The following is a 14,094-nucleotide window of genomic DNA, read 5'->3' as shown; positions in this document are numbered from 1 at the left end:
TTATAATGTAATGTTTGAGGTATCTGTTTTTCTTAGTTGAGCAAATGCTTCTTGAAGCTGGCGGGTAACTTTACCGACTTCATCATTTTTATGGAAAGTGTGGGAACCCAGTTGGGCGATAGAGGCAACTTGAGTGGTTGTTCCGGTAAAAAATGCTTCGTCCATACGTTCAATTTCTTTTTCGGCAATGGGTTTCTCGCTTACGGGCAAATCGAGGTCATTACAAAGCTTTAGAACAATTTTTCTTGTAATGCCGTTTAAAATATGTTCGTTGGCAGGATGGGTAATAACGGTTCCATCTTTCACAAAAAAGATATTGGTATGCGACCCTTCTGAGATTATCCCATCTCTAACCAAAGCAGCTTCATTGGTATTTGCATTCATCGCCGATTCGTTGGTCATAATATTGCCCAATAACGATATGGATTTGATATCACATCGGTGCCACCTAAAATCTGGCTCCAAAATGGCTTTCATGTTTTTAGTATTGATGTGTGGAAGACTGTAGGGTAGGGCATACATCATCACGGTTGCGACAACATCTTTTGGATAGGAATGTTTTCTTGGGGCGACTCCACGAGTTACCTGCATATAAATTAGGCAAGATTCTCCTTCTAGATTTGAGGCTTGAAGAAGTCCGCTAAGTCGGTCGTCAATTTCCTGAACTTCGTATTGTATTCCAATTTTGTTCAGATTGTTTTGCAGTCTGTCTAGATGCGCCTTTTTATAGAAAATACCATTTTCCAATTGCATCATTACTTCGTAAATACCATCTCCGAATAGAAATCCTCGATCAAAAATTGATATTTTGGCGTTTTCAGCTGATACTATTTCACCATTTAAATAGACTTTTTCAGGAAAGTTTCCTTTGGGCAACATGTAAGGTCGGTTTTAAGCAAAAAAAACGCAATGTTCGCGCTTTTAATAATCTAGTTATGTGAAGGTAACTGTTATTTTTTTAATTTAAAATTCAGCAATATGATTTGGTTAAATGATGGACAAATTCTTGTGAAATTTTAGAAAAGCAATGGGTCTTATTAAGAAATTCATGTCTGTTAACAATACATTCATAAAGTAGGTTTTTAAAATTGAAGAGTTTTGTCGTACTTCATCAAAAAAATAGAATATGATCATTTTTGTTGACATGGATGAGGTTATTGCAGATGCATACCAAGCCCATATAGACATTTACAACCAAGAATTCAACGCCCGGATAAAAGCCGAAGAATGCTATGGTAAGGAATTTTGGCAATGTGTTCCAGAAGAACATCAGCAATCCATAAAAGACCATACAAGACGGGATGGTTTTTTTCAGGATTTAAAGATTATCGATGATAGCCAAGAAGTTCTTGAAGAGCTAAGTAAGAAACATGAAGTATATATTGCCTCTGCAGCTATGGAGTTTCCACAGTCATTGCGTGAAAAATCGGATTGGTTGGATGAATTTTTTCCCTTTATCCCATGGCAAAATCGAATTTTGTGCGGGAACAAACACGTTTTAAAGGGTGATGTGCTTATTGACGACCGCAGCAAGAACCTTGCGCTTTTTGATGGTAGGTCCATTATGTTTACATCACCGCACAACACAAATGTAATGGCTTTTGAACGTGCCAATACGTGGAAGGATATCGCCGACAAACTTTTGTAACTTGCAACTTCGATGAAAAAGAATTTATCCAGATTTTTAGCATTACTCGGTATGCTGCTGATTCAAGCATGTGCCGCACAAACCAATTTGATTCAAGGTGAATTGGAGACAGTGACCAAAGAACAATTAAAGTATTATCTCTATTATCCAGAGGATTATTTTTCTTCAGAAGAGAAGGAGTTTGGTCTTTTGCTCTTTCTACATGGAGGGGGCGAATCAGGAGGAAATGTGGAGGAAATCAAAGATTCAGGTCCACCTAAAATGTTGGTAGAGGGGAAGCAGTTCCCATTTTTGATTTTGGCTCCCCAAAACTCGCACGCAAAAAAATGGTGGAACACTGATGCCGTTGTTCAATTATTGGATTCCGTGGTCAATTCCAATAGAGTAGATAAAAATAGAATCTACCTGACAGGGTTGAGTAGAGGGGGAAGTGCATCGTGGGAACTGGCTACACAGTACCCCAAAAAGTTTGCAGCTATGGCCGTTGTATGCGGTATGACCCCTTTACCGTATGCCCATTGGATAGATAAGAATATGCCTATTTGGGTTTTTCATGGTGAGGAAGACGAGGTAATTCATGTGGAGGAATCTGACAAGATGGTTGAAAAGCTACGTGAAATGGGCCGCGATGTCCGTTACACCAGATACAAGGGCGTTGGCCATAATGCTTGGGGAAGGGCCTATACTACGGATTCCCTCTATACATGGTTGGCTGCGCAAAAACGTATAAATTAAATTTGATGAAATACCTGTTCATTTCTATAAGTCTTTTTTTAACGATAAGTTGTAAGCAAAAAGCTAAGACGGGCCAGAACAAACCTGAACACGTTGAAACAGAAGTAAGCCTGGATACCTTAACCAAGGATACCCTTATTGAAGATCTAAAACCTGTTTTAAAGACTTTTAATGGGCTTGCCGACACCATTTTTGTGCGATTGGCAGACTTTAGCGAAGATTTTGTATATGACATGAGGTATGCCACCGAGAATAATTTTTTAAAGGCTAAAGTGTACGATTGTGCCGAATGCTATACCCGGGTAAAAACGGCAAAGGCCTTGATCGAGGCCAATAAGGATTTTATGAAAAAGGGGGTGAAAATCAAGTTTTTTGATTGCTATCGTCCCAACTCCGTTCAATACAAAATGTGGGAGATTGTGCCCAACCCACAATATGTTGCCAATCCGGATAAAGGATCTATTCACAATAAAGGAGGTGCCGTGGATATCACTTTGGTGGATTTAGATGGTAATGAACTTGATATGGGAACCGATTTTGATTTCTTTGGAAAAAGAGCCTATCACGATAACATGGATCTACCTAAAGAGATATTGGATAACAGAAAATTGTTGAAAGAGACCATGGAAGCACATGGATTCTGGTCCATCAGAACAGAATGGTGGCATTATAATCTTTCGGCAGCCTCCAACGATCGGGTGGCTAACTTTAAATGGGAATGTAACGACTGATCAAAATTCAATAAGAATGAAAGCACATAGAAAACTAACCTTATTCATTATTTTATTTTCAATTGGAATGTCAGCACAAAAAACCATTATTCCGCTTTGGCCTCACAATATTCCCAACCAAAAGGAATCTGTCGAAAAAGAAGTGGTGGAGCATACGGAGGATGGGATGGAATGGATTACCAATGTTCAAAAACCAACCTTGGAAGTTTACCTACCAACGAAAAGAAACGCGACAGGACAAGCGGTGGTTATTTTCCCTGGAGGTGGCTATTATGGTTTGGCGTATGATTGGGAGGGCACTGATATTGCAAAAGCCTTGAATGCCAAAGGAATTGCAGGCATTGTGGTGAAATACCGTTTGCCATGGTCTAAATCGATTACCACAGATAAAAATGTGGTTCCCCTTCAAGATGCACAGCGCGCCATCCGTTTAGTGAAGTCCAAAGCAGAGGCTTGGAACATCAAATCTGATAAAATTGGAATCATGGGATTTTCGGCAGGTGGTCATTTAGCATCTACCTTGGGCACACATTATAACGACCAAGTTTATAATCGACAGGATGATGTTGATGATTTATCGGCAAGGCCTGATTTTATGATTTTAATTTATCCTGTGATTACCCTTGGAGTTCCCAGTACCCATACAGGTTCCAGAGTTTCATTGGTGGGGGAGAACCCAACCGAAGATGCAGTTGTATATCTGTCCAATGAAAAACATGTTACGGAGGCAACACCACCTACTTTTTTATTGCATGCTATGGATGATGATGCGGTACCTGTAGAGAATACGACCTTGTTTTTTGAGGCACTAAGAAAACATAACGTGCCTACCACCATGCACGTTTACCCTAAGGGAGGACATGGTTTTGCTTTGGCTTTACATGATGATAAACTAAAAAATTGGACGAACCTGCTTTTTGATTGGCTTGAAACCTTGGATTAATCATCCACTTTTTCGCAATCTAGAACTAATAAGGAGTCGTTAAAGGCCTTAGTGAAGAATACATAACGATTGCCACCATCTTTGATTTTATGTTTTTTACGAAGCTCCGCTACGGAAAGTGGAAAATTCCTTGTCGTGATATTTGCTTTTGATAGGGAGATTGATTTCAATGATTTTTTGGAATAGGGGAGAACCTGTTGGACTTTAAATCTTCTGCCCGGGAAATCAAGGATTTTCTCGGATGTATATAAATGTGAATGCGGGTGTAGTTTTTTTAAACCATATACTTTTGCCACAGACTTAAAACCTCCAGATTTTAAAATAGCGGCATTGGGTTCGTATAAATAAGAAGCGGGTTCACCAAAATCTATATTGATGTGCTGTTCCTTTTCCAATAAAAAGTTGAACTCATCATTTTGCTTTGGTTGCAAGTTGATGGTTTTTATTTCAATGCTTCCACTGTACTCTTTTTCTAGTACAAATAGAAGTTCTTTCACTTCGTTTTGTATGGCCACGACATGAACCTCTTTTACAAAATCCAATTCTTCAATCCCCATTTTTATATCCAAAAGTGGAGATGTCTTGACCAAGATGTTTTGTGTTTTTTCAAAAAGCAAAGAAAGATGTTCGGGTAAATTTGGGAGGCAGTCTTCTAGTAAAAATACCTTTCCTTTTTTATCATTTCTTCGTGAGGGGTCAACAAAAATCCAATCAAAATTCGAGGTGGAACCTTTTAAAAAATCAATACCGTTTACTCGAAAACATTCAATGTTTTCTTGCCCTAAAATTTTAAAATTATGATGAGCGATTTCACTTAATTCTGGGTTGATTTCACAATGCAGAACGGACTCCATTTTTTTGGAAAAAAAATAGCTGTCAACACCAAATCCTCCCGTAAGATCAATGAGTGATTTTCCACGTACAATTTGAGCTTTGTATTTAGCGGTAAGTTCGGAACTGGTTTGCTCAATATTGAGTTTGTTGGGGTAATAAATGTTGGCTGTAGCAAACCACGTAGGTAGCTTGTCCTGACATTTTTTCTTAGCTTCAATCTGCTCCGCCAATTCTTTCTGGGAAATCCCCTCCAAAATAGGTTTGGCAAGCAATACTGTCATGATGTCAGATAACAAATATTTTAATATAAAACTCTGTACACCAGTATTTAAAATATTCTTATTCAAACTGATACTATAAGTTTTTGGTCAGTTTCTTGACAAAGGAATAATCTGCTAAAAATTCCTTTAAAATTACTTTTATGGCGGTATATCCTGGTACTGCCACCACCATACCTACTATACCAAATAAGAGTCCTGCGATGATGATGATCAAGAAGATTTCCAAGGGATGGGATTTGACACTTTTGGAAAAAATAAAAGGCTGTGAAAAGAAATTATCAATGAGTTGACCTATGGTCAAACCAATTAAAACATACATTGCTTTGGGTAAAATAACGGTGCTAAAATCAGCATCCAAAAAACTGGTCATCGTTAACGTGATCATGGTTACCCCACCTATGATCGGACCAATGTACGGAATGATGTTGAAGAGTGCACACAAGAACGCAATCACGATGGCATTTTCTACACCGACAATTAGGAGTGCAATGGTATAAATTACAAATAATATAAAAAGCTGAAGCAATATACCGGCAAAGTACCTGGAAAGTAAATTATTGATTTTATCAATGGACTTTACCAAGTTACTTTCTTTGTTATCTGGAACAAAAGTCAAAATTCCATTTTGCATCAACTTACTATCCTTTAAAAAGAAAAATGAGATAAAGAGAACAGAAAAAAGCCCGATACTAAAATTACTTAATGCATTAACAAACGAATTAAGAAAGTTAGGTATGAAACCCAAATCCAAATCGTTTAGTACATTCTCCTCGATGTGGGATTCGTTCCATAAATTGGAAAAGCTTCCCGTTGAGGCGCCAAAATAGTCCAAAGTTTGTAAGTATAAGGTATTAAGGTTGCCCTTAAGGGCTTCAATGTCCAGTAAAGAGAGATTTCTACTTTGCTCCACAATTAGCGGAATAAATAAGGCCAGAATTCCTAAAAAAATGGATATCATAAATATCATGGTGACCACTACTGCCAAGGTGTTTGGGAATTTTAGTCTCTCCCGAAGGAACATTACAATGGGCCTGCCCAATAATGCTAAAACAGCAGCGATGGCCAAATATGCCAGGACGGATTGGATTTTATAAAAAAACCATCCCAAAAGTACCACGCCCACTATAATGGCGACGGCCCGTAGTATTCCGTTTGCTATGGTTTTTGCGTTCATCGATTAACTTTTAAAAGCGTATTCCACAATATTCGCTCCCATCTGAAGAGCTTTCAACCTTACTTCTTCGGGGTCGTTGTGCACGGAAGGGTCTTCCCAACCATCACCGAGATCACATTCATAAGTGTATAGCAAAATAAGCCTTCCTTGGTTAAAAATGCCAAAGGCTTGCGGTCTTTTTCCATCATGCTCATGGATTTTGGGAAGTCCATCCGGAAAATTAAATTTTTGAGAAAAAATAGGATGGTCGGCACCTAGTTCCTCCAATTGTTTATTTGGGAACAATTTTTCCAATTCTCTTTTTAAATAAGGTTCCATGCCATAATTATCATCAATATGTAAAAAACCTCCGGACAAGAGATAGGTTCGTAAATTTTGGACTTCCTCATCATTAAAAAAAACATTTCCGTGTCCGGTCATGTGCAAGAACGGATATTTAAAAATGGAAACACTACCAGCCTCAACGGTCTCTGGTTCAGCATTGATTTTAGTACCAATATTGGTGTTGCAAAATCGAATCAGATTGGGTAGTGCCGTAGGATTGGAGTACCAATCGCCACCACCACCATATTTAAGAATTGCAATTTCCTGCGAAGTAGCCAAAGCCATCACAAAAAAAGTTAAAGTACATGTTAACTTGGTAAGTTGTGCCATTTAAATACGAATAACTATACAACCAAAAGTACAGTATTCATGATTAAAAAGGCCATAATTCTCTCATTTACCTTTTTTGCTTTGTCTTTATACACGCTATATACAGCGAACGAGGTAAAGCCGGTAGTTCAAGAAAACAAGAATCCAATTGTGTTGGAGCTTTTTACATCGCAAGGATGTTCTAGCTGTCCTCCAGCAGATGCTCTTTTGAAACAGATAAAGAGTAAGTATCCAAATGATATAATCGCATTGTCATACCATGTAGACTATTGGGATTATATAGGTTGGAAGGACCCTTTTTCCAATCAGGCCCACACCAAAAAGCAGAGGGAATATGGAAGAAAATTTAATCAGCGAAACATTTATACGCCTCAAATGGTGATTAATGGCAAAGAACACTTTGTTGGCTCAAATAGTTCAATACTGTATTCAAAAATTAAAGAATATGGTATTGAGAATAGTAGTAACCCTATAGAAATCTGTGGTGTAGAATTATCAAATGGGACAATATCTTTTTCATATAACACAATTGAAGATATAAACGATAAACGGTTGAGAGCTGTCTTGGTAATCAATGAAAGAGAGACACAAGTCAAAAGAGGGGAAAACAGAAACCGGAGGTTAAGTAACAGCAATATTGTTGTTGCTGAAAAAAATATTAAATTGAATAGCTCCCAAAAAGAATCTTTCTTAACAATACCCGATTTGGTCACAGGCACTGATGATTTGACACTTGTAGTGATTCTTGAAACCCAAAACCATGATATTATTGGGGCTTCACAAAAACGTATTGGGCACTAACTATTGATTATAGCTACCGTCGCACATGCTACAATAGCGGCAGTTTCGGTACGCAGTCGATTTCTTCCCAAAGAAATGGGGACGTATCCCTTTTCTTTGGCCAAATCAATTTCTTCATTGGAGAAATCACCTTCGGGGCCAATAAGGATGGTAGTATCGTTATCGGCGATGACCTTTCTTTTTAATTCCATTTTATCGCCTTCTTGGCAATGAGCTATAAATTTAAGGCCAGTGGAAACATCTGACTCCAAGAATTCCCTGCATAAAATTGGTGGGTTAAGCTGTGGCAAAACAGTCTGTAGAGACTGCTTCATGGCAGATTGTAAAACCCGTTCCATTCGTTCCAATTTGATAGTCTTTCGTTCAGAGTGGTCACAGATAATTGGTGTAATCTCGTCCACACCTATTTCTGTTGCTTTTTCCAAAAACCATTCATAGCGGTCGTTCATCTTTGTGGGAGCAACCACCATATGCAGTTTGTACCGTTTCGGAATAGATTTTCGATTAGAAATGATACGAGCTTTGCATCTTTTTTGGTCGGCCTCTAAAATTTCAGCTTCGAACAAATAACCTTTACCATTGGTAATGTGCACAATATCCCCTTCAGATTTTCGGAGAACCCTGACCATATGTTTGCTTTCGTCTGGGGGAAAAGTGAACTGCTTGGCACTATTGTCCAATGTGGGATTATAGAAAAGCTGCATAGATAAGGTTTAAATTAATTAGTCACCAATGGCATAACGTGCCTTGGCAGCAATGCTTTGATCTGTGAATTTGCCCCTTTCAAATTTTAGGTAACCCACAATGCCGATCATAGCTGCATTGTCCGTGCAATACTCAAATTTAGGAATAAAGGTTTGCCAGTCCAACTTTTCTTCTGCATCCTTGAGTCTACCTCTAATTCCAGAATTGGCCGCAACTCCACCTCCAATAGCAATTTGTTTAATACCGGTTTGGTTAACTGCCATTTGTAGTTTGTCCATCAATATTTCCAATATGGTGAACTGTACAGAAGCACAAATATCATTCATGTTTTGGGAAACAAAATCTGGATTCTTTTGGGTTTCGCGCTGTAGAAAGTACAGAATACTGGTTTTTAATCCGCTAAAACTAAAGTTTAGTCCATCCACCTTAGGTTTAGGAAACTTAAAAGCCATTGGGTTGCCGAGTTTAGCGTATTTATCAATCAATGGGCCACCAGGGTAGGGAAGTCCCATCAATTTTGCGCTTTTATCAAATGCTTCACCAACTGCATCATCCAAAGTTTCGCCTAAAACTTCCATAGTAAAGTGGTCCGATACCTTTACAATTTGAGTATGTCCTCCACTAATGGTCATGGCTAAAAAAGGGAATGTGAGGGAAGCTTGGTTTTCATCCTCGATAAAATGGGCGAGAATATGCGCTTCCATGTGGTTCACTTCTATCAATGGGATGTCCAGACCCAATGCCAGAGACTTGGCAAAAGAGGTTCCCACCAATAAAGAACCCATTAGTCCAGGACCTCTGGTAAATGCTATGGCAGATAGTTGTTTTTTATCGATATTTGCCTTGGCCAAGGCTTGGTGCACCACGGGAACAATATTTTGTTGATGTGCCCTGGAAGCCAACTCTGGGACAACACCTCCATATTGCTTATGGATTTCTTGGGTAGCTACCACATTGCTGAGTACTTTTGTATTGCAAAGTACAGCAGCAGAGGTATCATCACAGGATGATTCAATTGCTAGGATATATTTTTTTGGATTTTCCACAGGTTTGGAACAAAAATTGGTCGTCAAAGGTAAAACATAAAAGCCCTATCAAAAAACTTCGTAAAATACTGTTGCGTTTCCTTTTGGCCATTATCCTTATTTTGGTTTTGGGTTCATTAATACTTTCTCTCCCCTATGTGCAGACGAAGTTGGGAAAATACGCGACGGATTCCTTGAACGAAGAGTTTGGGACGAACATCCAAATCGATAGGGTAAGCATGTCTCTATTTAATTTAAATGCAGGCTTAAAAGGCATTTATGTAGAGGACTACAAACAGGATACTCTAATCTATATACACAAACTTTCCACTTCCATTTTAAACCTGCGCAATATGGCTAACAACAAAATGGAGTTTGGTGATATGGAGCTGGATGGGCTTACTTTTAATTTAAAGACTTACGAAGGGGAAACAGAAACCAATCTGGATGTTTTTGTGGCGAAATTGGATGATGGCAAACCTAGAGCCCCGGGTACTCCTCCTTTTTTTATGTCTTCCGATGAGATTGAAATCCATAACGGGAAATTTAGGTTGATCGATGAGAACTTGGAAAAACCAGGAGTATTGAATTTTTCCGAGATTGAAATTTTATCCCATGACTTTCAAATTCTTGGTCCAGATGTATCTTTAAAAATTGATAACCTTTCCACTTTGGCCAGACGGGGCATCCGTCTTAAAAAACTGGCAACGGAATTTAAATATACAACTCAGCAAATGCGGTTCGATTCTTTGCTCATAGACACCGAACAGTCCGAACTGAAGGGTAATCTGGTATTCAACTATGAGCGGGAAGACCTAGCGGATTTTGTTGACTTGGTAAACATCGATGCCAATTTCACAGAATCTTCCGTATCCCTGAACGAGATAAATGCTTTTTATAATGAATTTGGTCAGGACAAGACGGTAACTTTTACGGGAGATTTTAGTGGTGTCCTCAACCAACTGCAAGTGGATAACCTGTTCCTTTTTACGGACAACACAGGTATTCGAGGGGATTTTAGGTTCGATAATATGTTTAGTGGGCAGGCGCCATTTGTACTTCGGGGAGATATAGACAATCTTACTTCAAGCTACTATCAACTAAGGAGCATATTGCCAAACATATTAGGTAGAAACATACCGGAATCTGTCCAAAAACTAGGACAATTTACTGTACGTGGAGATGCAGAGATAACTGAAACTTCCATTGATGTTACCGTAAATCTAAACACGGCTGTTGGCGATAGCTATGTGGACCTTCAGATGACCAATGTACAAACCATTGAAGATGCATCCTATATTGGTTTTATTTCCTTGATAGATTTTGACCTGGGTGAGTTTATTGATAATGAAGATCTAGGACTTTCATCTATGGATATGAATGTGGAAGGAAAAGGTTTCGTTGCAGAAAGTTTGAACACCGAGGTTTCTGGAGATGTTTACAAATTTGAATTCAATGGGTACGAGTATAATAAAATTAAAGTTTCAGGTATACTTAGAAACCAGCTTTTTGATGGTGCTTTGTTATGTAATGACGAAAATTTTAGGTTTGACTTTCAAGGATTGGCCAATTTTGGGGCACGGGAAAACGATTTTAATTTTGTTGCCGCAGTGGATTATGCGGACCTAAAAGCGTTGAACTTTATTAACGATAGCATCTCTATCTTTAAAGGACATGTCAATATGGATATCGAGGGCAACAACCTTGATGACATGGCGGGCCAACTACAATTTTCCAATACCACTTATCAAAACATAAACGACACCTATTATTTCGAAGACTTTACGGTCACCTCTTCCTTTGAACAAGATACCATTCGAACCATTGAGATAAATTCTCCCGATATAATAACAGGATATATGAGAGGGAATTTCAAAGTAAACGAGTTGGGTCGATTAGTACAGAACTCCGTTGGTAGCATTTATACCAATTATCAACCTTTCGAAATATCCGATGGGCAATACTTGGATTTTAATTTTAAAATTTATAATAAAATTGTAGATGTTTTTGTGCCAGAAATGGCATTTGATGCCAATACTTTTATTCGCGGGGCCATAGAAGCGGACCAGAGTGATTTTAAACTCACCTTTAAATCACCAAGTATCGAGGCTTTTGGAAACAAGTTTGATAATATTGAGTTGAAGATAGATAACAAGAACCCGCTCTTCAACACTTTCGTCTCTGTAGAGGATATGTCCACAGTGTACTATGATATCAAAGACTTTAATCTTATCAACACCACTTTAAAGGATACACTTTTTTTTAGAACGGAGTTTAAGGGGGGGAGTGAGTATGATGATAGCTACAACCTAAACTTTTACCACACATTCGACAAAAATAACAGGTCGGTAATAGGTCTGAAAAAATCCGACGTAAGTTTTAAGGGGAACACTTGGGTACTCAATAAGGATGGTAACGATAAGAACAAGGTGATTTTCAACAGTTCATTGGATAGCATCAAGATTGAAGATGTGGTAATGGACAATAACAATAAAGAACAAATCCGGCTTAGGGGAGAGTTCGCGGATTCCACATACAAAGATTTAGACCTTCAGTTTAAATTAGTATCACTCAATAAAATTACGCCCACGATAGATAGTTTAAAAATGAACGGGGAAGTGGATGGTTTTCTTAATATTTTACAGAAAGATGGGAACTACTTGCCAACATCTAGTCTAAAGATTCAAAACTTTAGTGTCAACAATATGCGGATGGGCGATTTGGAGGTTGGTATTTATGGGAACAATGACCTTACCGAGTTTGGGGTAAGTACTTGGTTGAATGATGATGGAAAGGAACGGATGAGCATTAATGGCAAGATAACCAATATTGATGATAAACAAGAACTGAATTTGGTGGCCGATTTCTCCGATTTTGCCTTGGAACCCTTCCGGCCTTTGGGGGAGGACATTATATCCAACATAAGAGGGAAGGTAAGTGGGAATACCACTATCACTGGAGATGTGAACAACCCTTCCATCAATGGAATTCTTAGTTTAAATGATGCTGGAATAGGAATACCGTATCTAAATGTGGACTACGATTTTGCTCCGTATTCACAAGTTCGACTTTTCGACCAGACTTTTTATTTCGAAAATGTTGAGTTGTCCGATGTGAAGGAAGGTACCACCGCCACTTTGGATGGTACTATCAGCCATACCGGTTTTGATGATTGGTATTTGGGCTTGGATGTCGATACTAAAAGTGACCGTTTCATGATTTTGAACACAGAATTCGAAGAGGAATCTTTATACTATGGAACAGGATTTATTAATGGAACAGGAAGTATTTACGGTCCAACAGATGCTTTGACCATTTCCGTGGACGCTACCACAGCTGCAGGTACCTCCCTTAAAATTCCTTTGAGTGATGTGACCAGTGTGGGGGATTACTCATTTATCAATTTTTTAGAAAAAGGAGGCTCAAGCTCTTTTGAGGAGGAACGAGTGTTGGATGAATACCAAGGTTTGGAAATGGCTTTTGACCTTGCAGTGACCCCCGAGGCTGAAGTGGAGATTGTGGTAGACCAGAGCACAGGTAGTTCCTTAAAGGGAACGGGAGAAGGTATTTTGTTGATTGAAATCAACACCAACGGAAAGTTCTATATGTATGGAGACTTTGTTGTGGTTTCGGGAGAGTACAACTTTAAATATGGAGGTGTAATCGATAAAAAGTTCAAGGTCCGTCCTGGAGGGACAATTCTCTGGGAGCAGGATCCATTGGCCGCACAGCTGAATTTGGAGGCAGTGTATTCTCTTAATGCGAATCCTGCACCACTTTTGGACAATGCCGGGTACACCGGAAGAGTACCTACTGAGGTTGTTATTCGGTTGGATGGAGAACTGGAAAGTCCAAATATTAACTTTGATATTGATTTTCCGGGCACTACTTCTATTGTACAATCTGAACTGGAGTATCGATTACAGGATCCAACTATCAAAGAGCGCAATGCATTTTACTTGTTGGCACAGGGGACTTTTGTGAATCCACAGTCGAGTGGAATCAACCAACAAGCCGTAACAGGAAATTTGATTCAGACAGCTTCCGGACTTTTCAATCAAATATTATCCGGAAATAATGATAAGTTGAATTTTGGGCTGTCTTATGAGCAGGGCTATAATAACCCCAATGCCGATATAGCTACCGAAGATAGAATAGGAGTCACCGTTTCTACTCAACTATCCGATCGTATTTTGGTAAATGGTAGAGTGGGGGTTCCTGTTGGCGGTGTTTCCGAAACCGTGGTGGCTGGTGATGTTGAGGTTCAGGTATTATTGAATGAGCAAGGAACATTGAGTGCCAAGATTTTTAATCGAGAAAACCAAATACAACAATTTTTGACGGAACGGCAAGGATATACCCAAGGAGTAGGTTTATCATATCAAGTTGATTTTAATAGCTTCAAGGAACTAATGCGAAAAGTATTCAACAAACAAGACAAGCCGGAAAAACAAGCCGAACCATTACCCAAAAAACAACCTTCGCAAGTTATGGGTAAAGACAGCTTGATTCGTTTTTCAAAAAAGCCCATTAATCGCCCATAAATCAGTTTGTTGAATTTTA

The 14,094-nt window shown here is 38.8% G+C and carries 12 protein-coding genes; 6 read left to right on the top strand and 6 right to left on the bottom strand.

Going from position 1 to position 14,094, the window contains the following annotated elements; translation table 11 throughout:
• Complete coding sequence (locus ACQQ5U_RS04520; RefSeq protein WP_437395752.1) at nt 1–879, bottom strand: aminotransferase class IV; 879 nt, start codon at nt 877–879, stop codon at nt 1–3.
• A gap of 247 nt (nt 880–1,126) precedes the next feature.
• Here ACQQ5U_RS04520 and ACQQ5U_RS04515 point away from each other — a divergent pair, with 247 nt between their 5' ends.
• From ACQQ5U_RS04515 to ACQQ5U_RS04500, 4 genes are read left to right on the top strand one after another with little or no spacing between them, the layout of a single operon-like run.
• On the top strand, nt 1,127–1,648 hold the full coding sequence (locus ACQQ5U_RS04515) for a 5' nucleotidase, NT5C type (protein ID WP_437395751.1): 522 nt from the start codon (nt 1,127–1,129) through the stop codon (nt 1,646–1,648).
• Nucleotides 1,649–1,660: 12 nt separating this feature from the next.
• Nucleotides 1,661–2,383, top strand: a complete 723-nt coding sequence (locus tag ACQQ5U_RS04510; protein ID WP_437395750.1) for a prolyl oligopeptidase family serine peptidase — start codon at nt 1,661–1,663, stop codon at nt 2,381–2,383.
• A 5-nt stretch (nt 2,384–2,388) separates the two neighbouring features.
• A complete protein-coding gene (locus tag ACQQ5U_RS04505) occupies nt 2,389–3,114 on the top strand; it encodes a M15 family metallopeptidase (protein WP_437395749.1) in 726 nt (241 codons plus the stop codon).
• 16 nt (nt 3,115–3,130) lie between these two features.
• The gene (locus tag ACQQ5U_RS04500) at nt 3,131–4,057 is read left to right on the top strand and encodes an alpha/beta hydrolase (RefSeq protein ID WP_437395747.1); all 927 of its coding nucleotides are present in this window, start codon (nt 3,131–3,133) and stop codon (nt 4,055–4,057) included.
• On the opposite strand, the gene ACQQ5U_RS04495 is transcribed toward ACQQ5U_RS04500, so the two are convergent.
• From ACQQ5U_RS04495 to ACQQ5U_RS04485, 3 genes are all read right to left on the bottom strand, one after another.
• Nucleotides 4,054–5,172 carry a THUMP-like domain-containing protein gene (locus tag ACQQ5U_RS04495; RefSeq protein WP_437395746.1) on the bottom strand — a complete coding sequence of 373 codons (1,119 nt, stop codon included), beginning with the start codon at nt 5,170–5,172 and terminating at the stop codon, nt 4,054–4,056. The two genes, ACQQ5U_RS04500 and ACQQ5U_RS04495, sit on opposite strands and share 4 nt — an antisense overlap.
• A 73-nt stretch (nt 5,173–5,245) precedes the next feature.
• Entirely contained in the window at nt 5,246–6,346 is a 1,101-nt protein-coding gene (locus ACQQ5U_RS04490) for an AI-2E family transporter (protein ID WP_437395745.1), read from the bottom strand.
• Nucleotides 6,347–6,349: 3 nt separating this feature from the next.
• The gene (locus tag ACQQ5U_RS04485) at nt 6,350–7,000 is read right to left on the bottom strand and encodes a DUF4159 domain-containing protein (protein WP_437395744.1); all 651 of its coding nucleotides are present in this window, start codon (nt 6,998–7,000) and stop codon (nt 6,350–6,352) included.
• Between the two features lie 39 nt (nt 7,001–7,039).
• Here ACQQ5U_RS04485 and ACQQ5U_RS04480 point away from each other — a divergent pair, with 39 nt between their 5' ends.
• Nucleotides 7,040–7,801 (top strand): DUF1223 domain-containing protein, encoded by a 762-nt coding sequence (locus ACQQ5U_RS04480; protein WP_437395743.1) that lies wholly within the window; start codon nt 7,040–7,042, stop codon nt 7,799–7,801.
• Here ACQQ5U_RS04480 and ACQQ5U_RS04475 read toward each other — a convergent pair.
• Together ACQQ5U_RS04475 and tsaD are read right to left on the bottom strand one after the other, a co-directional pair.
• On the bottom strand, nt 7,798–8,505 hold the full coding sequence (locus ACQQ5U_RS04475; protein WP_437395742.1) for a 16S rRNA (uracil(1498)-N(3))-methyltransferase: 708 nt from the start codon (nt 8,503–8,505) through the stop codon (nt 7,798–7,800). The two genes, ACQQ5U_RS04480 and ACQQ5U_RS04475, sit on opposite strands and share 4 nt — an antisense overlap.
• 18 nt (nt 8,506–8,523) lie before the next feature.
• On the bottom strand, nt 8,524–9,552 hold the full coding sequence (gene tsaD / locus ACQQ5U_RS04470) for a tRNA (adenosine(37)-N6)-threonylcarbamoyltransferase complex transferase subunit TsaD (RefSeq protein ID WP_437395741.1): 1,029 nt from the start codon (nt 9,550–9,552) through the stop codon (nt 8,524–8,526).
• Between tsaD and ACQQ5U_RS04465 the strand changes: the two genes are divergently transcribed.
• Nucleotides 9,513–14,075, top strand: coding sequence for a translocation/assembly module TamB domain-containing protein (locus ACQQ5U_RS04465; RefSeq protein WP_437395740.1), 4,563 nt, complete (start codon nt 9,513–9,515; stop codon nt 14,073–14,075). The genes tsaD and ACQQ5U_RS04465 overlap by 40 nt on opposite strands.
• Nucleotides 14,076–14,094 lie beyond the last annotated feature (19 nt).

Source organism: Flagellimonas lutimaris, assembly GCF_051494225.1.
Lineage (GTDB): Bacteria > Bacteroidota > Bacteroidia > Flavobacteriales > Flavobacteriaceae > Flagellimonas > Flagellimonas lutimaris_A.
The sequence above is the reverse complement of the archived record's forward strand: the minus strand, read 5'-3'. Positions and strand labels throughout refer to the sequence as shown.

Excerpts from the sequence above, each read along its gene's own strand:
- ACQQ5U_RS04485 (WP_437395744.1), bottom strand. The coding sequence starts at position 7,000 with ATGGCACAACTTACCAAGTTAACATGTACTTTAACTTTTTTTGTGATG.
- ACQQ5U_RS04480 (WP_437395743.1), top strand. The coding sequence starts at position 7,040 with ATGATTAAAAAGGCCATAATTCTCTCATTTACCTTTTTTGCTTTGTCT.
- ACQQ5U_RS04505 (WP_437395749.1), top strand. The coding sequence starts at position 2,389 with ATGAAATACCTGTTCATTTCTATAAGTCTTTTTTTAACGATAAGTTGT.
- ACQQ5U_RS04515 (WP_437395751.1), top strand. The coding sequence starts at position 1,127 with ATGATCATTTTTGTTGACATGGATGAGGTTATTGCAGATGCATACCAA.
- ACQQ5U_RS04500 (WP_437395747.1), top strand. The coding sequence starts at position 3,131 with ATGAAAGCACATAGAAAACTAACCTTATTCATTATTTTATTTTCAATT.
- ACQQ5U_RS04495 (WP_437395746.1), bottom strand. The coding sequence starts at position 5,172 with ATGACAGTATTGCTTGCCAAACCTATTTTGGAGGGGATTTCCCAGAAA.
- ACQQ5U_RS04475 (WP_437395742.1), bottom strand. The coding sequence starts at position 8,505 with ATGCAGCTTTTCTATAATCCCACATTGGACAATAGTGCCAAGCAGTTC.
- ACQQ5U_RS04465 (WP_437395740.1), top strand. The coding sequence starts at position 9,513 with ATGATTCAATTGCTAGGATATATTTTTTTGGATTTTCCACAGGTTTGG.
- ACQQ5U_RS04510 (WP_437395750.1), top strand. The coding sequence starts at position 1,661 with ATGAAAAAGAATTTATCCAGATTTTTAGCATTACTCGGTATGCTGCTG.
- ACQQ5U_RS04490 (WP_437395745.1), bottom strand. The coding sequence starts at position 6,346 with ATGAACGCAAAAACCATAGCAAACGGAATACTACGGGCCGTCGCCATT.
- ACQQ5U_RS04520 (WP_437395752.1), bottom strand. The coding sequence starts at position 879 with ATGTTGCCCAAAGGAAACTTTCCTGAAAAAGTCTATTTAAATGGTGAA.